This is a genomic window from Mycobacterium montefiorense, assembly GCF_025823255.1.
Taxonomy (GTDB): domain Bacteria; phylum Actinomycetota; class Actinomycetes; order Mycobacteriales; family Mycobacteriaceae; genus Mycobacterium; species Mycobacterium montefiorense.
Genome location: NZ_JACKVL010000008.1, coordinates 1 through 17,919, shown reverse-complemented (window position 1 = coordinate 17,919; position 17,919 = coordinate 1). Strand labels below are relative to the sequence as shown.

13 protein-coding genes and 2 pseudogenes are annotated in these 17,919 nt (G+C 64.9%); 7 read left to right on the top strand and 8 right to left on the bottom strand.

Annotated elements, in window-relative coordinates:
- The first annotated feature begins 16 nt into the window (after positions 1-16).
- Together H7K34_RS06430 and H7K34_RS06425 are read left to right on the top strand one after the other, a co-directional pair.
- On the top strand, positions 17-430 hold the full coding sequence (locus H7K34_RS06430; protein ID WP_264061008.1) for a VOC family protein: 414 nt from the start codon (positions 17-19) through the stop codon (positions 428-430).
- Between the two features lie 13 nt (positions 431-443).
- On the top strand, positions 444-833 hold the full coding sequence (locus tag H7K34_RS06425) for a VOC family protein (protein WP_108925239.1): 390 nt from the start codon (positions 444-446) through the stop codon (positions 831-833).
- Positions 834-843: 10 nt separating this feature from the next.
- On the opposite strand, the gene H7K34_RS06420 is transcribed toward H7K34_RS06425, so the two are convergent.
- The 3 genes and pseudogenes from H7K34_RS06420 to cysD form a co-directional block, all read right to left on the bottom strand.
- Entirely contained in the window at positions 844-1,326 is a 483-nt protein-coding gene (locus tag H7K34_RS06420) for an Rrf2 family transcriptional regulator (RefSeq protein WP_264061006.1), read from the bottom strand.
- A 43-nt stretch (positions 1,327-1,369) separates the two neighbouring features.
- Positions 1,370-3,222: pseudogene (gene cysC, locus H7K34_RS06415) on the bottom strand (adenylyl-sulfate kinase).
- A pseudogene (cysD, locus tag H7K34_RS06410) lies at positions 3,222-4,201 on the bottom strand (sulfate adenylyltransferase subunit CysD). Before cysD ends, cysC begins: the two co-directional pseudogenes overlap by 1 nt.
- A gap of 189 nt (positions 4,202-4,390) precedes the next feature.
- Between cysD and H7K34_RS06405 the strand changes: the two are divergent.
- Entirely contained in the window at positions 4,391-4,780 is a 390-nt protein-coding gene (locus H7K34_RS06405) for a PaaI family thioesterase (RefSeq protein WP_264061238.1), read from the top strand.
- On the opposite strand, the gene H7K34_RS06400 is transcribed toward H7K34_RS06405, so the two are convergent.
- Positions 4,777-5,268 carry a beta-class carbonic anhydrase gene (locus H7K34_RS06400; RefSeq protein ID WP_264061005.1) on the bottom strand — a complete coding sequence of 164 codons (492 nt, stop codon included), beginning with the start codon at positions 5,266-5,268 and terminating at the stop codon, positions 4,777-4,779. The two genes, H7K34_RS06405 and H7K34_RS06400, sit on opposite strands and share 4 nt — an antisense overlap.
- A gap of 168 nt (positions 5,269-5,436) precedes the next feature.
- Between H7K34_RS06400 and H7K34_RS06395 the strand changes: the two genes are divergently transcribed.
- The 4 genes from H7K34_RS06395 to H7K34_RS06380 are packed head-to-tail and all read left to right on the top strand — an operon-like array spanning position 5,437 to position 10,886.
- Positions 5,437-6,414: an ABC transporter permease gene (locus H7K34_RS06395; RefSeq protein WP_264061004.1), complete on the top strand. Its 978-nt coding sequence runs from the start codon at positions 5,437-5,439 to the stop codon at positions 6,412-6,414.
- Positions 6,411-7,355, top strand: coding sequence for an ABC transporter permease (locus H7K34_RS06390; RefSeq protein ID WP_264061003.1), 945 nt, complete (start codon positions 6,411-6,413; stop codon positions 7,353-7,355). Before H7K34_RS06395 ends, H7K34_RS06390 begins: the two co-directional genes overlap by 4 nt.
- Positions 7,352-9,187 carry a dipeptide ABC transporter ATP-binding protein gene (locus H7K34_RS06385; RefSeq protein ID WP_264061002.1) on the top strand — a complete coding sequence of 612 codons (1,836 nt, stop codon included), beginning with the start codon at positions 7,352-7,354 and terminating at the stop codon, positions 9,185-9,187. The genes H7K34_RS06390 and H7K34_RS06385 overlap by 4 nt, the downstream gene beginning before the upstream one ends.
- Before the next feature lie 25 nt (positions 9,188-9,212).
- Positions 9,213-10,886, top strand: a complete 1,674-nt coding sequence (locus H7K34_RS06380; protein ID WP_264061001.1) for an ABC transporter family substrate-binding protein — start codon at positions 9,213-9,215, stop codon at positions 10,884-10,886.
- Here the strand turns inward: H7K34_RS06380 and H7K34_RS06375 are convergent.
- From H7K34_RS06375 to H7K34_RS06360, 4 genes are all read right to left on the bottom strand, one after another.
- On the bottom strand, positions 10,873-12,123 hold the full coding sequence (locus H7K34_RS06375; protein ID WP_264061000.1) for an alpha/beta hydrolase: 1,251 nt from the start codon (positions 12,121-12,123) through the stop codon (positions 10,873-10,875). The two genes, H7K34_RS06380 and H7K34_RS06375, sit on opposite strands and share 14 nt — an antisense overlap.
- A 74-nt stretch (positions 12,124-12,197) precedes the next feature.
- Positions 12,198-13,778 carry a GMC family oxidoreductase gene (locus H7K34_RS06370; protein ID WP_264060999.1) on the bottom strand — a complete coding sequence of 527 codons (1,581 nt, stop codon included), beginning with the start codon at positions 13,776-13,778 and terminating at the stop codon, positions 12,198-12,200.
- Between the two features lie 47 nt (positions 13,779-13,825).
- Positions 13,826-16,447: an AAA family ATPase gene (locus tag H7K34_RS06365; RefSeq protein WP_264060998.1), complete on the bottom strand. Its 2,622-nt coding sequence runs from the start codon at positions 16,445-16,447 to the stop codon at positions 13,826-13,828.
- A complete protein-coding gene (locus tag H7K34_RS06360; RefSeq protein ID WP_264060996.1) occupies positions 16,444-17,586 on the bottom strand; it encodes a metallophosphoesterase family protein in 1,143 nt (380 codons plus the stop codon). The genes H7K34_RS06365 and H7K34_RS06360 overlap by 4 nt, the downstream gene beginning before the upstream one ends.
- Between the last annotated feature and the right edge of the window lie 333 nt (positions 17,587-17,919).

Here is a 17,919-nt window from a genome sequence, read left to right as displayed (position 1 = left end):
TGGCATGCTCGGGTGAGTGCCCTTCACGAGTACGTCCATCGCACACGTCCGCCTGACGGTCACCGATATCGAGCGGTCGCGACAGTTCTACGAGAGCGTGTTCGAGTGGCCAGTGCTGCTGGAAGTTCCAGAGAACGCCAGCAAGGCAACCCGCAGCCAGTTGGGCTTTCTGTTCGGCGGCGTCATCTATGACCTCGGCGGCACGCTGCTGGGGCTGCGGCCGGCCGCCACGGACCGCTTCCACGAAGACCGCTGCGGTCTTGACCACATCGCGTTCCGGCTCGCCAGTCTGGACGAATTAGATGCCGCGGCAGCACATCTCGACGAACTAGGGGTTGAGCACGAGCCGGTGAAAGACATTGGGCCGTCCTACATTCTTGAGTTCCGCGACCCCGACAACATCGCCTTGGAACTGACCGCGCCCAAGTAAGCTGGAAAGAACTATGTCCATCAATTTCAACCACACCATCGTCGCGGCACGCGACAAACGCGAGTCCGCGGAGTTTCTCGCCGAGCTCTTCGACCTGCCCGCCCCGTTGCCGTTTGGCAACTTCATGGTTGTCGCACTCGAGCACGGCGTGAACCTCGATTTCGCGAACGCCCCCGAGGGCGAAGAGATCCGGCGGCAGCACTACGCATTCCTGGTCTCCGAGCCGGAGTTCGACACCATCTACGGCAAGATCCAATCGCGTGGCCTGGCGCATTGGGCCGATCCTCGCCAAAGCCGTCCCGGCGAGATCAACCACCACCACGGAGGCCGCGGGGTCTACTTCCTGGATCCCTCCGGGCATGCCATGGAGATTCTGACTCAGCCCTACGGATCAGCCGGCTGAGCGCCGCGGACTAGTCGGCGTGCGAAGCGCCGTGCCGGACGCTCTCCTGGCTGCGATAGTCGTCGGCGAGCTTCGCGACGTGCTTGGGCAGCGTGCCGGACGCGACATCCGCCAGCGTCGTCTCCTCCAGGACCGCGCGCATGCTGGCCCGCAACGCACGCCATACGTCGGCCAGCGGAGCCGTGGGTCCCGAGTACGGCAAATCGCCGAGGCCGATGTCCCGGACGCTGGCCAGCGGCCCGTCGATGCAACGCAGCACGTCGGCAATGCTGATCTCGCTACCCGGACGAGCCAGCTCATAGCCCCCGTCGCGGCCGCGGTGGCTGCGCACCAGGCGGTCGGTACGCAGGTTGGTGAGGATATCGACGAGAAACTGCGGCGGTATGCCCTGCGCCTGGGCCAAGTCGTCGGTCTTGACCAACGTGCCGCTGCCCACGGTGGCGAGCTGAATCATCGCCCGCACCGCGTACTCCGCCTTTGCTGACATCCGCACCCTGAGAATTGTGCCACCCGCACGGGTGCCCGGGTCTGCGCGCCTAGCTGCGCAACTCCAGCAAGTCGATCACGCTCTGCGCCATTTCCTCGAGCGAACGGTCCGGGATCAGTCGCAGATCCGGTTTCTTCGGCCGCTGGTACGGACTGTCGATACCGGTGAAATGCGTGATTTCACCCGCGCGGGCTTTGGCATAGAGCCCCTTGGGATCACGCGCCTCGCACTCGGAGAGCGGGGTATCGCAGAACACCTCGAAGAACTCAAATCCGGCGTCGGCGTGAACTTTACGAGCCATCTCACGATGCTCGGACAGCGGGCTGATCGCAGGCACCAGCACGGTCTGGCCGGAATCGGCGAGCAGCGTTGCGACATGGGCCAACCGGCGCAGGTTCTCCGCACGGTCGGCCATGGAAAAGCCAAGGTCGGCGTTCAGGCCGTGCCGCAGGTTGTCGCCGTCGAGAACGTAAGCAGGAATGCCCTTTTCGAGCAGCTTCTGCTCGATCAGCATGGCCACCGACGATTTGCCCGCACCCGACAGTCCGGTCAGCCACACCGTCCGGCCCCGGGCCACCCGGTCTTCGGCGGTGACCAACGACTCGTGCCGCACGGTGTTCGGGCTTGCCTTCTGCGCCGCGACATCGCGCAACACCATGCCCGCCGCCACGGTGCCGTTGGTGTTCGGGTCGATCAGGATGAATGAACCAGTGCTGGCGTTGCGGGTGTACTCGTCGAGCAGCAACGGCACCTGGTGCGCAGCGTAATACGGCCAAGTTCGTTGAGCTTCAACGCCGTAGCACTCTTGTCACGATGCAGGGTATTGACATCGAGCCGGTAATCCAGCGCCGTGACCCGCGCACGCGTGGTTCGGGTGGTGTGCTTGATGACGTAGTCGCGGCCCGGCTCGAGCGAAGCGCCATCGGCCATCCAACACACGGTCGCGTCGAATTCCTGCGCGACCCTGGGCTGGTTGTTGGTGCGGGCGATCGTGTCGCCACGCGAAATATCGATGTCGTCGGCCAGGCTCACCGACACGGCCATTGGTGGAAATGCCTCTTCCACAGGACCATTCGGGCCTTCGATCGCGCTGATCTTGCTGGTCTTGCCGACCGGCAGCACCACCACCTCGTCGCCTGGGCGCATCACTCCACTGGCCACCGTTCCGGCGTAGCTGCGGTGGTCTCGATGCTCATGGGTCTGCGGCCGGATCACGTACTGCACCGGGAACCGCACGTCGACCAGGTTGCGGTCACCGGCGATGTACACCTCTTCGAGATGCGACAGCAACGCCGGACCCTCATACCAGGGTGTCTTATCTGATTTGGTCACCACATTGTCGCCGTGCAACGCGGAAAGCGGGATAGTCGCCACATCCTGCACGTCCAAACGCGCGGCGAAAGCGTGGAACTCGTCCTTGATCGCTTCGAATTTCGCCCTGTCCCAGTCGATCAGGTCCATCTTGTTGACCGCCAGCACGATGTGCTGGATGCCCAACAGCGATGCCAGGAAGGCGTGCCGGCGAGACTGCTCGAGCAGGCCCTGCCGGGCATCGACGAGCACGATCACCAGTGCGGCGGTCGACGCGCCGGTCACCATGTTGCGGGTGTACTGGATGTGGCCCGGGGTGTCGGCGATGATGAATTTCCGCCTGGGCGTGGCGAAGTAGCGTTAAGCGACATCGATGGTGATGCCCTGTTCGCGTTCGGCCCGCAGGCCGTCGGTGACCAATGCGAGGTCGGTGTATTCGTGGCCGGCTTCCTTGGACGTCTTTTCGACCGCCGCCCACTGGTCTTCCATCACGGCCTTGGAGTCGTACAGCAGCCGCCCGATCAGGGTGGACTTGCCGTCGTCGACCGAGCCGGCAGTTGCGATGCGGAGCAGTGTGGTTGGTGCAGCCATCAGAAGTAACCCTGCCGTTTCCGGTCTTCCATTCCAGCCTCTGAGATGCGATCGTCCGCCCTAGTAGCCCCGCGCTCGGTCAGCCGGGACACCGCGGTTTCGGCAATGACCTCCGACACGGTGCCGGCTTCGGATTCGACGCACCCGGTGCAGGTGACGTCGCCGACCGTGCGGAACCGCACCGTCTTCTCCACCACCTGCTCGTCGGCGCGCGGCTGCATGTGCCGGTGCACGGCCAGCAGCATCCCGTCGCGTTCGAAAACCTTGCGCCGGTGGGCGTAATAGATCGGGGGCAACTTGATCTTCTCGGCGCCGATGTAGGACCAGATGTCGAACTCGGTCCAGTTCGACAGCGGGAACACCCGGATGTGCTCGCCCTTGTGGTGCCGGCCGTTGTAGAGGTTCCACAGCTCGGGCCGTTGCGCCTTGGGGTCCCACTGGCCGAATTCGTCGCGGAAGCTGAACACCCGCTCCTTGGCGCGCGCCTTCTCCTCGTCGCGCCGGGCCCCGCCGAACGCGGCGTCGAACTTGTTCTCCCGGATTGCGCGCAGCAGCGTCACGGTCTGTATCGGGTTGCGCGACGGGATGGTCTCCACGACTCGTCCGGCGTCGATGTCTTCCTGCACCGAGGCCACCACCAAGCGCACCCCGAACTCCTCGACGAGCTCGTCGCGGGTCGAGATCACCTCGTCGAAGTTGTGACCGGTGTCGACGTGCATGACCGGGAACGGCAGCCGCCCGGGGCGGAACGCCTTCAGCGCCAGGTAAAGCATCACGATGGAGTCCTTGCCGCCCGAAAACAGCAGCACCGGCCGCTCAAACTCCGCGGCAACCTCCCGGATGATGTGGATGGCTTCGGCCTCCAACGAGCGCAGATGGCTCAATTCGTACTGGCCGGCCGACGGCCCCACCGTTACGTCACTGGTCATGACTTCCTTGCCCAAACCGTATATCCGATAAAGTTGGTAGAACTGACCATGTTTACGGTCATTGCCGTCTATAGAACCAGTCCCTTCCGGCGGTGTCAATGGGCGGCAGCTCTGGTGGCGCGCAAGCCGACTACCGGGCACATCACGCCAGGTTGCGGTGCAGGCCCTTCCGCCGCGGCCGGCCCGTGCGAAAGCATGAGCAGATGACTACCCCTTCCGCGCCCACCAGCGGCCGCGACGTGATCGCGCAGTTTCTCCCCCAGTCGCCGTTCGTCGCCAAGCTGGGCATCGTCGCCGATCAGCTCAGCGACGAAGAAGTGCGGCTGTGGCTGCCGTGGGATCCCTCCAACGTCACCGTCGGCGACATGGTGCACGGCGGTGCCATCGCCACGCTCGCCGATCTCACCGTGATGGCAGCGGCGTGGTGCGGTGCCGAAGCACCGCCGGATCTGCGGGGTGTCACGGTGTCGATGACTCTGGACTTCATGGCGCCGGCCCGGGCCACCGACGTGATCGGGGTGGGTCGCGTGCTGCGGCGCGGCCGATCGCTGACCAACTGCGAGGCCGAGATCGTCGACCCGGAGGGCAGGCTGCTCGCCAAAGCCCTCGCTACCTACAAGGTGGGCTAGAGGGCGATCTCTTCCAGCTTGCCGGAGCCCACATCGAAGATGAAGCCGCGCAACGACACATGCTTGGTGACGAACGGGCTGTTTTCGATCCGCCGCAGCGACTGCCGGACGTCCTCGGCAAGATCCGGGAAAGCCTCGGCCGCCCACGGCGGTTTCACACCCGTCTCTTCTTGAATAGTCCGCTTGAAGTCGTCGTCGGTGAAGGTGAGCATCCCGCAGTCGCTGTGGTGAATCAGGATGACCTCTTGAGTTCCCAGCAACCGCTGACTGATCGCCAGTGAACGAACGACGTCGTCGGTGATCACCCCGCCGGCGTTGCGGATGACGTGTGCCTCGCCCTCGTTGAGACCGAGCAGGCGGTAGACGTCGAGCCGGGCATCCATACAGGCGACCACCGCCACGTGTTTGCTCGGCGGCATCGGCAGTGGTCCTTCGAACGCGCTTGCGTAACCGACATTGTGGGCCAGGTAGTCGTCGGTAACCGTCATGCCAGTCTCCTCGGGTATTTGCTACGCGGATGCCTGCCGCGACGGATCTTAACAACTGATAACGCGGATTTCACCGGTGAAAATCAGCGAGAACGCAAGCTTGGACGCGACGCCGTTCCCGGTATCTCGCTAACCTGTCCCAATGCGATGCAGGCGGGCCCACCTGGCATGATTCGGTACCTTGCCCGGCGGTTCCTCAATTACGTCGTCCTGCTGGTGCTGGCGTCCTTCTTGACTTTCCTGCTGACCTCGCAGACGTTTCATCCGCTCGACAGCTTTGTGCAGCGCCACCCGGTGCCTCCTCCGGAGGCCATTCACGCCAAAGCCGTTGCGCTGGGCTTGGACAAGCCGGTGGTCATCCGGTACGCCAACTGGATTTCCGGTGTGCTGCACGGTGACTTCGGAGTGACGGTGAGTGGTCACCCGGTTTCCCAGGAGCTGTGGCGCCGGGTCGGGGTGAGCCTGCGACTGGTGGTGACCGGTTCGGTGCTGGGCACGCTGATTGGCGTCATTGTGGGTGCCTGGGGCGCGGTCCGGCAGTACCAGCTCAGCGATCGGGTGATCACCGTGCTGTCGCTGATCGTCTTGAGCATCCCGTCTTTCGTGCTGGCGAGCCTGCTCATATTGGGTGCGTTGCACATCAACATGCTCGCGGGTGTGGGGATCTTCCAGTACACCGGGGAGACCTCGCCGCTGCCGCCTACTGGAACCGTCGACGAGTTGATCGAACGCCTGCAACACATCGTGCTGCCCACCCTCACCCTGGCCCTGGGCGCGATCGCGGGTTTCAGCCGCTACCAACGCAATGCGATGCTCGACGTGCTCGGCGAGGACTTCATCCGGACCGCGCGGGCCAAGGGCCTGACCCGTCGGCGCGCGCTGTTCAAACACGGATTGCGCACCGCGCTGATTCCGATGGCCACCTTGTTCGCCTACGGCGTCAGCGGCCTGGTTGTCGGCGCGGTGTTCGTCGAGAAGATCTTCGGCTGGCACGGCATGGGCGAGTGGGTGGTGTCCGGAATCGCAACCCAGGACGCGAACGTCGTCGCGGCGATCACGCTGTTCTCCGGCGCGGCCGTTCTGCTGGCGGGACTGTTGTCCGACATCATCTACGCGGCGCTGGATCCCAGGGTGCGGGTTTCATGACCCAGCAGGCGCAGAGCTCGGCGGGACGGTCTGGCATCCACCCGGTCGCCACGTTCACGTCGCGCCGAAACCTGTTGATCCGCCGCTTCCTTCGCAACAAGCCGGCGGCGGTGGCACTGATTCTGCTGGTGCTGTCATTCGTCGGCTGCTACGCGTTACCGCCGCTACTGCCGTACAACGGCACCGATCTGGATCTGCACGCGCTGCTGCAGCCGCCGTCGCTGCGACACTGGTTCGGCACCAACGCGCTCGGCCAGGACCTGCTGGCCCGAACCCTGTGCGGCATGCAGAAGTCGTTACTCATCGGCTTTTGCGTGGCACTGATCTCGACCACCATCGCCGCCACCGTCGGTTCGATTGCGGGCTATTTCGGAGGCTGGCGCGATCGGGCGCTGATGTGGCTGGTGGACCTGCTGCTGGTGGTGCCCAGTTTCCTGCTGATTGCCATCGTCACCCCGCGCACCAAACAATCGAACAGCATTCTGTGGCTCATCGTGCTCCTCGCCGCGTTCGGCTGGATGGTCAGCTCACGGATGGTGCGCGGCTTGACGATGAGCCTGCGAGAACGTGAATTCGTCCGCGCGGCAAGGTATATGGGAGTATCGAGCCGACGGGTGATCGTGCATCACATCGTCCCGAATGTCGCCTCGATCCTGATCATCGACGCAACGCTCAACGTAGGTTTCGCGATCCTGGCCGAAACGGGGCTGAGCTTCTTGGGATTCGGCATTCAGCCGCCAGACGTTTCGCTGGGCACGCTGATCGCCGAAGGCACTCCTTCGGTAACCACATTCCCGTGGGTCTTCATGTTCCCGGGAGCCGCGCTGGTTTTGATTGTGTTGTGCGCCAATCTCGCCGGCGACGGACTGCGCGACGCCGTCGATCCGAGCGCGAAACCGTCACGGCGCAACAAGCGGAAACCAGTTGGGCGGCCACAATGACGGCCCTGTTGGAGGTGACCGACCTCAGCGTTACCTTCGACACCGGGGATTCACGGGTACCCGCGGTGCGGGGGGCGACCTACCATGTCGATCCGGGCGAAGTGCTCGCCATCGTCGGCGAATCGGGCTCCGGCAAAAGCACCGCCGCCATGGCGATGGTCGGGCTGCTGCCCGAATACGGTGAGGTGTCGGGTTCGGTGCGGCTGCAAGGCCAGGAGCTACTCGGGCTGCCCGACCAGGCGATGTCTCGGATCCGCGGAAAGACGATCGGCACCGTGTTCCAGGACCCGATGTCGGCACTGACTCCCGTCTACACCGTCGGGGACCAGATAGCCGAAGCCATCAGGGTTCACCACGATGACGTCAGCCGGGCAGCTGCCCGCAAGCGAGCCGCGGAATTGCTCGATCTGGTCGGCATCGCGCAGCCGGACCGCCGGGCAAAAGCGTTCCCACACGAGCTATCCGGCGGCGAACGCCAGCGGGTGGTGATCGCGATCGCGATCGCCAACGATCCGGACCTGCTGATCTGCGACGAGCCCACCACTGCACTGGACGTCACCGTGCAGGCCCAAATTCTCGACGTCCTGCGGACTGCACGCGATGTCACCGGTGCGGGCGTGTTGATCATCACGCACGACCTGGGGGTGGTCTCGGAGTTCGCCGACCGGGCAATGGTCATGTATGCCGGGCGCGAGGTCGAGATCGCGACCGTTGATGATCTGTACCAGGACCGCCGGATGCCTTACACGGTCGGGTTGCTAGGTTCGGCGCCGCGGCTGGACGCCCCGCAGGGCACTCGACTGATTCCGATTCCGGGTGCGCCGCCCAACCTGTCGACGCTTGTCCCGGACGCCTGCCCCTTCGCCCCCCGCTGCCCGCTGGTGATCGACGAATGTCGTTCGGCTGAACCAGCTCTGATCACCATTCAGGAAAACCACCGGGCCGCCTGCATCCGTACCGACGACGTCGCGGGCCGCACTGCCGCCGACATCTTCGACGTGACAACTGCGCCGCCAGCCATCGATAGTGCGGCCGACGGCGGCGCGACGGTGCTGCGGGTCGTCGACCTGAGCAAGACCTACCCGCTCACCAAGGGCCTGGTCTTCCGCCGGCGGGTGGGTGAGGTACGCGCGGTCGACGGCGTCAGCTTCACCCTGGAACAGGGTCGCACGCTGGCGATCGTCGGAGAATCTGGCTCTGGGAAATCGACTACCCTGCAACAGATCCTGGAGCTGATCGCACCACAAAGGGGTTCCATCGAAGTGCTCGGCGAAGACGTCGCCGGGTTGAGCCGGGAGCGAAGGCACGCGCTGCGACGCGACATTCAGGTCGTATTCCAAGACCCGGTGGCATCCCTGGACCCCAGGCTGCCCGTTTCCGAAGTCATAGCCGAACCATTGCAGGCAAACGGATTTCGCAAGGGGGACACGGATGCACGAGTAGCGGAGCTGCTCGACATCGTCGGTTTGCGGCACGGCGACGCAACGCGCTACCCCGCCGAGTTCTCCGGTGGACAAAAGCAGCGCATCGGCATCGCGCGGGCGCTGGCGTTGCAGCCCAAGATCATGGCGCTAGACGAGCCGGTGTCGGCGCTGGATGTCTCGATCCAAGCCGGAATCATCAACCTGCTTCTCGACCTGCAAGAACGGTTCAGCCTGTCGTATCTGTTTGTCTCACATGATCTTTCCGTAGTGAAACACCTGGCGCATCAGGTGGTGGTGCTGTACCGGGGTGCCATAGTCGAGCAGGGCGACGGCGACGAGGTCTTCACCAACCCACAGCACGAATACACCCGGCGCCTGCTAGACGCCGTTCCGCGAGCGCATCGGTGATGCCACAACCGGTTAGCATCGTCGGGTGACGCACGCACCGAGGGCCCGCAAGCTCGCAGCGCTGCTGCTGGCGCCCGTGTTGGTGGTCACCGGGTGTTCGAGTGGATACCAAGACCTGCCGGAGACTCGGGCCGCGCAGGTCGGAGCCAGCAGCGACATGAACCCGCACGACCCTGCGACGCTGCGTGACGGCGGCAACCTGAGACTGCCGCTGACGGCCTTCCCGGACAACTTCAATGAGTTGAACATCGATGGCAATACCTCCGATACCGCCGCGGTGCTGGGGTCCACGCTGCCGGGTGCGTTCATGACCCAGGCCAATGGCACGCTGAACCTCAATACCGACTACTTCACCGGTGCCGAGCTGACCGGGACCAACCCCCAAACCGTCACGTACACAATCAATCCGAAGGCCACCTGGAGCGACGGCACGCCGATCACGTGGGAAGACCTCAAGTCGGAAGTTGACGCCTGCAATGGCCGCGACAAGCGGTACTTGATCGCCAGCCGGGCCGGGTTCGAACGCGTGAAATCGGTGACCAGAGGTGTCGACGACCGGCAAGCAGTGGTCACCTTCTCTGATCCGTACGCCGAATGGCGGGGGATGTTCGCCGGCGGGATACAACCCCGGAGCATGACAGCCAACCCGGAGGTCTTCAACAAGGGCCAGCTCGAGGCTCCCGGCCCGTCGGCCGGGCCGTTCATCGTATCCACGATTGACCGGACCGCACAGCGCATCGTGTTGACCCGCAACACGAGGTGGTGGGGCCGCAAGCCGCGGCTGGATTCGATCACCTTTCTGGTGCTCGACGTCTCCGCTGTCATCCCGGCGCTGCAGAACAAGGCAATCGATGCCGCCGGCATCGCCACACTCGACGATATGGTCACCGCCCAACGGACGCCTGGCATCGTGATTCGGCGTGCGCCGACCCCCACCTGGTTCCACTTCACCTTCAATGGCGCCGAGGGTTCCATCATGGCCGACGAACGGCTGCGCCTGGCGGTGTGTCAGGGTATCGATCGCCAAGCCATCGTCGATGTCGTGCAGCACGGCCTGACCACTCATCCGACGCCGTTGAACAATCATATCTACGTGGCCGGGCAGGTCGGCTATCAAAATAACAGCGCACCAGGCGATTACAACCCGGATAGAGCCCGTGCGGCCTTGGATGCCATGGGATGGAAGCTCAACGGGGCGGTGCGGGAGAAGGACGGCAAGCAGCTCGTCGTTCGCGACGTGCTCTTCGACGCGGCGTCCAACCGGCAGATTGCCATGGTGGCGCAGAACAGCCTGGCGCAAATCGGTGTGAAGCTGGTGCTCGACCTTAAGGCCGGCAGCGGCTTTTTCAGCCAGTACATCGGAGTCGGCGACTTTGATATCGCTCAATTCGGTTGGGAAGGGAATGCTTTCCCGTTGTCCGCGCTTCCCCAGATTTACACCTCGGATGGCGACAGCAATTTCGGCCGGATCGGCAATGCCGCGATCGATGCGAAGATCGCCGAGACCCTCTCGGAGCTCGATCAGGACAAGGCGCGTGTACTGGCCAACCAGGTTGACTCGATGATCTGGCAAGAAGCCTTCAACCTGCCACTGTTCCAGTCACCCGGAAACCGGGCGGTACGAGATGATTTGGCGAACTACGGCGCACCCGGACTGGCCGATGTGGACTACACCGCAATCGGGTTCATGCAGATCTGAGCCGCCGCCACAGCGGTGGCATCGCGGGTAGCGCACCCTCCGCGATAGCGGCCACCCCCACCGCCTTCCAGAGCAGGCGCAGCGCGGGACGGGCGGGCAGCGAGTCCAGCGCCCATCCCCGACCCGCAAGCGTGTCCGATTCCCCGCGGCACACCGCCACTGCGATGGTCAGTGCGGCAGCCTCACGAAAATCCACCGCGCTGTGCGCCGTCGTCGGCAACTCTAAGAGCAGCGCGTTGGGCACCAGCGATGCCACGCGCTCGGCCACCGCCCGTGGTGTCACCAGATCGCGCCCGCCGGAGATCACCACCGTGGGCCAACTGAATTTGGGCATCTCGGCGATCAGGTCGTACGGTTCGGCCTCGAAAGCGGCCGTTTCACTCATGATTTCGCGCATTGCCATCGCGGGATCCAGTGGCAAGCCGTCGGGTTCGGCGGCATAGTCGAGTTCGCGGAACGCGATGCGGCTGACCAAATCGATTTCGTGACGAAATGCCACATTCAGACTGACGACGGCGGACATACGGGATAGCGCCCACCACACCGTCTTTCGACCGCTGAGCAACAGGTCCAGCTCGCGATCCAGCAGCGGGGCCCCGCCGTATGCGTAAATAGTCGTCGCGATCTCCCCCGCCGATCCGGACATCAGCCCGTCGTCGATCAGCTTGCGGACCTTGGGCGCCAACGCGGCGGTTTCCGGAGTCCTGCCGTCGACCAGCAAGGCGCGGACGGCGTCGCGTACGACCGCGATGTCGTGCCTCGACAACACGGGCGAATCGAGAATCATCGCCTGCACCCGGCCGGGGTGGCGGACGCCGAGGCCGGCCGCGATATAGCTGCCGTACGACGTGCCATAGATGACGGCGGAGTCCACATGGGCGTCGTCGAGCACCGCGGCTATGTCGTCGACCACCTGATCGACCGTGATCGCTTCGGGCGGCAGGTCGGCGCCGGCGTCGTCATGACGCGACATGCCGACCCCGCGGTGCTCGATCATGATGACGTCCAGGCCAGCGATGGCCGCTCGGCGCCGCAACCCCTTGTAGACCTGCAGCGATGCCACCCCCGGGCCTCCCGGGATGATAACCAGTGGGTGGGCGGACTTGCGGCCGGTGCGTACGTAGTAGAGATCGAACTCTTCGGCGCTGCCTGGGGATATCGGTCTGCGCACCGGCCGGACGCCGGGCATTCCCGCAAGCCTTTCGTGCACCCGGCGCCGTTTCGCATTCATCGTCATCGGTGCCCATTCTGCCTAGCTCGCTCGCGATCAGCAGCGCGGCAGTGCAGCAGGCGGCACCGATGGCTGCCACGTCAGTCGCTGATCAGGTCGGCGGCCTTCTCCCCGATCAGCACCGACGGAGCGTGGGTGTGGCCACGAATGGTGCTGGGCATCACCGATGCGTCCGCGACCCGAAGCCCGTCGACGCCTCGCACCCGCAGCTGCGGATCCACCACGCTGGCCTCGTCACTGCCCATCCGGCAGGTGCCCAGCGGGTGATAGAGGGTGTGCGAGCAGGTTTCCAGCGCCAGCTCGAGGGTGGCTTCGTTCAGCTCGGTGCAATCGCGTGGTCGCGCGATCGGACCGAGCAGACTATTCAAAGCGGGAACCTGGGCAATCCGGGCACATATCCGCAGCCCTGCCATCATCGCGGCGCGGTCGACACCACCGGGATCGGACAGGTAACGCGGTTCGATGACCGGCTTAGCGTGCGGGTCGGCCGACCGCAGCGTGATCTGGCCGCGACTTTCCGGTGCCACCAAGATCGGTCCGAACACCACCCCATGGCTCTCGGGCTCACCGAGTGCCTCGTCGTAATAGGGTGCCGGCGCGAAGATCAGCTCGAGATCAGGAAGGTCGAGTTCTGGTCGGCTGCGTACGAACCCGTACGCCTCACCGACATTCGAGGTCAGCATGCCGCGGCGTCGCAACAGGTAATTGATCAGCTGTTTCGGCTTTTGCGCCGCGAACAAGCTGTCACCGTAGACGTCGAAACCCAACGGCGTCGCGAGGTGGTCGATCAGATTCTGCCCCACTTCATGTGAGTGGTAGACGGTGTCGATACCGTGCTCGGCGAGGTGGTCGCGATCGCCGATACCGGACAGCATCAACAGCTGGGGGCTATTGATCGCACCGCCGCAGAGCACCACCTCGCGGCGCGCATGGGCGATGCAAAGCTGGCCGTCGCGCTCGAATTCGACACCGATTGCCCGGGTTCCGTCGATGAGGACTCGAGTAACGGTGGCCCCGGTGAGCACGGTGAGGTTCTTGCTGCTCATCGCCGGTTTCAGATAGGCATCGGCACTGCTGCACCGAACGCCGCGGTACTGGGTGACGACACTCTCGCAAAAGCCTTCCGGTCGTGGGGAATTCGGCTGCGCGGCGGGAAGTCCGCAATCGCGCGCCGCGGCTAGCCACGCCGCCGTCAGGGAGCGAGGGCTACGCTGCCGGGAGATGTGTACCGGACCGGTCACCCCGCTGTCGTCCCCGCTTACGAAATGCCAGGCATCGGTAACGTTTTCGATGCGACGGAAGTATCCGAGCATCTCGGTGAAAGACCATTGCGAGCCGGCTCGCACCGCCCACTCGTCGTAGTCGGCCTGGAATCCACGCACCCACATCATCGCGTTAATCGACGATGAACCGCCGAGCGTCTTGCCTCGGGGCCAGTAGATTTCGCGGCCGCCCAGTTCGACCTGCGGTTCGGTCAGATAGTCCCAGTCGACCTCGCTGCGGAATAGCTTCGAAAAGCCCGCGGGGACTCGAATAAACCGGTCCTTGTCGAGCGGGCCCGCTTCGAGCGCGAGCACCGAATGTGATGCGCTGAGTCGACCCGCTACGACAGAGCCGCTCGAGCCGGTACCGACCACCAGGTAATCGCACTGAATGTCCATGTTGCACCCCGTTTCGGGGTGAGCGTAAGACGGAACGACCCGGTGTCCTACACGTTGAGATCGATACGATGCGCACCCTTCACGCCGTCGTAACGATCGGGACTGCAGGTCAACACGATCACCTGCCCGTGGGCACCGACGGTGTCGAACACCTCGCCCATCTTGGCCAGCCGGTCGGGGTCGGTGAACCCCAGCGCATCGTCGACCACTACTGGAACGACGTCCTCCTTAGCGACCAGGGCGGCACCGGCCAACCGCGCCAGGATGCCGAGTTGCTCCTTGGCCCCACCCGACAGCGAGTCGTGGGGCACTGTGATGCCATCCAGGGTTCGGCTCCGGATACACAAGTCGGTGTCGATATCGACCTCGAAACTGGGTCCGAACACCGGGCGACCGAGTCGCTGCAATTCCGTGCGATAGGGCTCGACATAGCCGAGCCGGGTGGTGTCGCGATGGCGGGACATCACCGACCGCAGCAGCTCCGCCGCGCGGGCCCGGCTGCCGATCCGGGTGTGCTGGCTGGTGGCGTGCTCGCGCTCGGTCTCCGCGGCGTCGAGCTTGCCCTGGCGGCCCTCGCTGCCGAAAACCGAGAGTTCGATGGTGAGCTCACGCAACGTGCGGGCGGCATCTTCATAGCGGCCGCCCAGCGTCTTGGCTGCGTCGCTGGCCGCGGCCAATTCGGCGGTTACCGTGTCCGGTGCCGCGGCGGCCAGCTCTTCGCTCAACTCCGCGGCTCGGCGCTGCGCGGTTGCCGCGGCCCGCTGTCCGGCGTCCGCCGACGAGGCCAGGTCCTGGTCACTGACTGAGGCGCGTTCCTGGGCCAGCTGGTCGGTGGCCCGACCAAGTTCCGCGCGTTGGGTTGTCGCTTCGTTCACTAAAAGCGTTGCCCGGGTGGATGTTTCGGCGAGCCGTGCGTCGGCGACAGACGAGTCCTGGCGACGGGCTTCGCATGCGGTTTCCGCGGCCAGGCGAGCGGCCTGCGCGGCATCGAGTTCGGCACGTGCGGCGGCGATATCGGCGGCGAAGAGATCGGGCTCGTCCGGTTGGCCGGCACGCAGCTTCTCAAGCCGATCCCGGAGCTGGCCGGCGTCTTCGTCGCCGCATAGCCCGGACAGCGTCGCGACCAACTGGTCACGACTGCTTTGCAATTCGCGGCGATGCTGGTCGGCTGATCTGGCTGCGGCAAGGTCGGCGACATCGCCGCTAGCCAGTGCGACAGTCAGTTCTTGTTGTGCCGCATCATATTTCGACTGCACGTCGAGCGCCGTCGCGCCGGGAGTAATCCGCGCGGTGAGCACACCGGGGACTTCGATCTCGGTGGTACCGGTGGCCGTCGCCGACCAGCTCTGGCCGGCCGGCAATGACACCCGCTGGCCCCCGACCGACAGTTCGATGTCGGCTGCGGCGGTGAGCTCGAGAGCCGCCGAGATCAACGTCAGCTGGTCGCCAGCGCGATCGACCGCGGCGGAGGCGCTTTCGATTCGCCGGAGCAACTCCTCGGTGAGGACGACATTGGAAAGCTCCGCGGCGACCCGGTCACGATCGCGCCCGATGGCATCGATCTTGGCCAAACGAGTGCTGAGCCGGTCGATCTCCTCACGGTCGGCGAGTTGGTCGACCGTGCGGCGGGCGGTTTCGACGCGGCGCTGCAGGTCGGTCAGAACCTGGGTGGCCTCGCCCATCGCGGTACCGGCACCCTCGGCCGCGGCCTGCGCAGCCGTCTGCGCAATCGCGGCTTGCCGCGCTTGCGCCTCGACAGCCGCGACAGCCGCGGTGCGCGTCTCGATCTCGGCGACCAGTCGCGACCGGCCATTGTGGGCTGCGTCCGCGGCGGTGCTGGTCGCTGCGGCGGCGGTCGCGACCAGCGCGGCTTCCCGCGCTTGGCGAGTGAGTTCGGCGGCCTTGTCGGCGGCGGCTTGCGCGACGGCCAATCGCGGACCGGCCGCCAACCGCAGTTGCGAGAGCTCCGCCACTTGCTCGGTCAGCACCGCATGGCGACGCACCCTGTCGTCGACCTCTGCGACCGCCGCCGTGCACTCCGTGACGCGAGCGTCGGCGTGGGACAGCCGCGTGATGGCCGCGGCCCATTCTCCGGTGGGGCGTCCGGTGGGGGTGAAGTAGCGCGCGTATTCGGCGTCGATCCGGTCGATGAGCAACGGCTCGTTGCCGGACAGCGCAGCCTCGTCACCGGCCGCGACATCCAGTGCACGCGAAAGCGCGTCGCAGCCCGACAGATCCACCGCGGCCGTCGATGTGGACTGCAGCACCCGCTGTGCGTGCCACAGGTCGTTGTCGACAGTCTCGGCGAGCATCGAGCGGACCCGCTCGTGGGCCTCATCACCGGTCAGCTGCTCACGGCGCGGCGCCAGTACCGTCAATTCCGTTTCGCACTTTTTGTGAAATCGCTTGCGGTAGATGAAACGGTAAGTGCCGCTGCTGATTTCCGCGGTTACCTCGGACCCGACGTCGCTGTTGGTGGGCTTGACCTGCTTGACTTCCTTCTTCGTCGAGCGGTCCCTGGATTCCAACAGCAAGTCCAGCGCCTCGATCATCGACGACTTGCCAATCTCGTTGGCACCGCTCACTACGACCACGCCGCTGTCGGGAAAATCGATCTCGCGGTGCGCGATTCCGCGGTAGTTGGTCAGAACCAATCGGTGCAGCTTCATGCGGCGCCCCGATCGGTGAGCCGCAGTAGCAGCGCCAGCGCGGCCTGGGCGTCGCAGGCCGAGTCGGTGTCGTCCCCACGCGCCGTGGCGACCAACTCTTCAACTGCCACGGCGGCGAATCCCCCGATGCCGAGGTCGGTGAACTCGCCGTCGGCGGGCACGACCACGAGGTCGGTGTGGCGTTCCCATTGGCCCAGCCATGCGAACAGCCGCGCGTATCGGTCCAGGCAGCCGTCCAGCGCGGCGCGGTCGGTGACCGTCAACGAGCCGGTCAGGGCCAGCCGCACCACGGTGCGATCCTTCTCGGGCATCAGATCGAGATTCATGTCGAGGTCGGCGATGTCGCAGCTGGTGTCGACCTGACGATGCAGGGTGACAAACCGCCAGTGACCCACGTGCCGGGGCGTCACCGACACCGCATTGGTTTCGTCGATGTCGACGACCAGCACATGACCCGGATTGGATTCGATGTCATCGAAATTCGTCACTTCCGGAGATCCGGAGTACCACACCCGGCCACCGTCGCCGACCTCGGTAAGCGAATGCTTGTCCCCCAGTGCCGCATAATGGACCGCACCACGGGCCAGCGCCTCTTCGAGGCGGGCCAACCGAATCAGCGACGGCTTCTCGCGATCGGGGTCGAGCACGTCGACGCCGCCATGGGCGACGAGCACCCGGGTGACCGATCCGGCGTCGAGGCCGTCGAGAACGTCGGCGACCAAGTCGGTGGTCGGAGCCTTGGACCGCCATGGCGCAGCAACGATCTCAAGGCCCGGCCGAACCTGATGGACGCCGGCACGATCCAGCACTACGACATTCTCCGGGCATTCAGCGGTGAACAAGGCGCTGGTGTACACCGATGACGCATCGAGGGGATCGTGGTTGCCGGGCAGCAGGTAGACCGGAATTCCGATGGCGCGCATGGCTTCCAGGGACTGGCCGATCACCTGCGGGGCAAGCTGATTGTGTTCGAAGACGTCGCCGGCGACCACCACGAACTCGGCGTCCACCTCGGCCGCCAGGGCGCCCAGACCGGCAACCGCGTCGCGTCGCGCGGCCGCATACCGCGGCTGAGCATCCCCGGCCAGGAAGTGCCGAGTCATGCCCAGCTGCCAGTCGGCGGTATGCAGGAATCGCATCCCGGCGCCCCCTTCGGAAATGGCGTGGCTATCAAGGCACCGCGAATTCTAGGGCAGCTGACCGACAACTTCTGGGACGCGCACCGGCATGCCCCGGCGCAGTATCGGAGGTCGCGCGCGACCAGGGCTTTTTGCCCGCCGCCGAGCGACAAATCACCATCAGTGCACACTCACGAAAATCGCGAAACCTCGTGTGTCACTTTGATTTCTTGGCGGGGTGTTTTGTCGGTGGGTCGGTCTAGTTTCGTCAGTATGAGTTGCGGTGTCATGGTCGACGGGGAGACGCTTTCGGCGGCCTTCGATGTGCTCGACACTGCGCTGGAAACCGTCCTG

Coding starts and splice junctions, on each gene's coding strand:
- H7K34_RS06425 (WP_108925239.1), top strand. CDS start 444: ATGTCCATCAATTTCAACCACACCATCGTCGCGGCACGCGACAAACGC.
- H7K34_RS06400 (WP_264061005.1), bottom strand. CDS start 5,268: ATGACGGTTACCGACGACTACCTGGCCCACAATGTCGGTTACGCAAGC.
- H7K34_RS06395 (WP_264061004.1), top strand. CDS start 5,437: ATGATTCGGTACCTTGCCCGGCGGTTCCTCAATTACGTCGTCCTGCTG.
- H7K34_RS06390 (WP_264061003.1), top strand. CDS start 6,411: ATGACCCAGCAGGCGCAGAGCTCGGCGGGACGGTCTGGCATCCACCCG.
- H7K34_RS06385 (WP_264061002.1), top strand. CDS start 7,352: ATGACGGCCCTGTTGGAGGTGACCGACCTCAGCGTTACCTTCGACACC.
- H7K34_RS06375 (WP_264061000.1), bottom strand. CDS start 12,123: ATGACGATGAATGCGAAACGGCGCCGGGTGCACGAAAGGCTTGCGGGA.
- H7K34_RS06370 (WP_264060999.1), bottom strand. CDS start 13,778: ATGGACATTCAGTGCGATTACCTGGTGGTCGGTACCGGCTCGAGCGGC.
- H7K34_RS06365 (WP_264060998.1), bottom strand. CDS start 16,447: ATGAAGCTGCACCGATTGGTTCTGACCAACTACCGCGGAATCGCGCAC.
- H7K34_RS06360 (WP_264060996.1), bottom strand. CDS start 17,586: ATGCGATTCCTGCATACCGCCGACTGGCAGCTGGGCATGACTCGGCAC.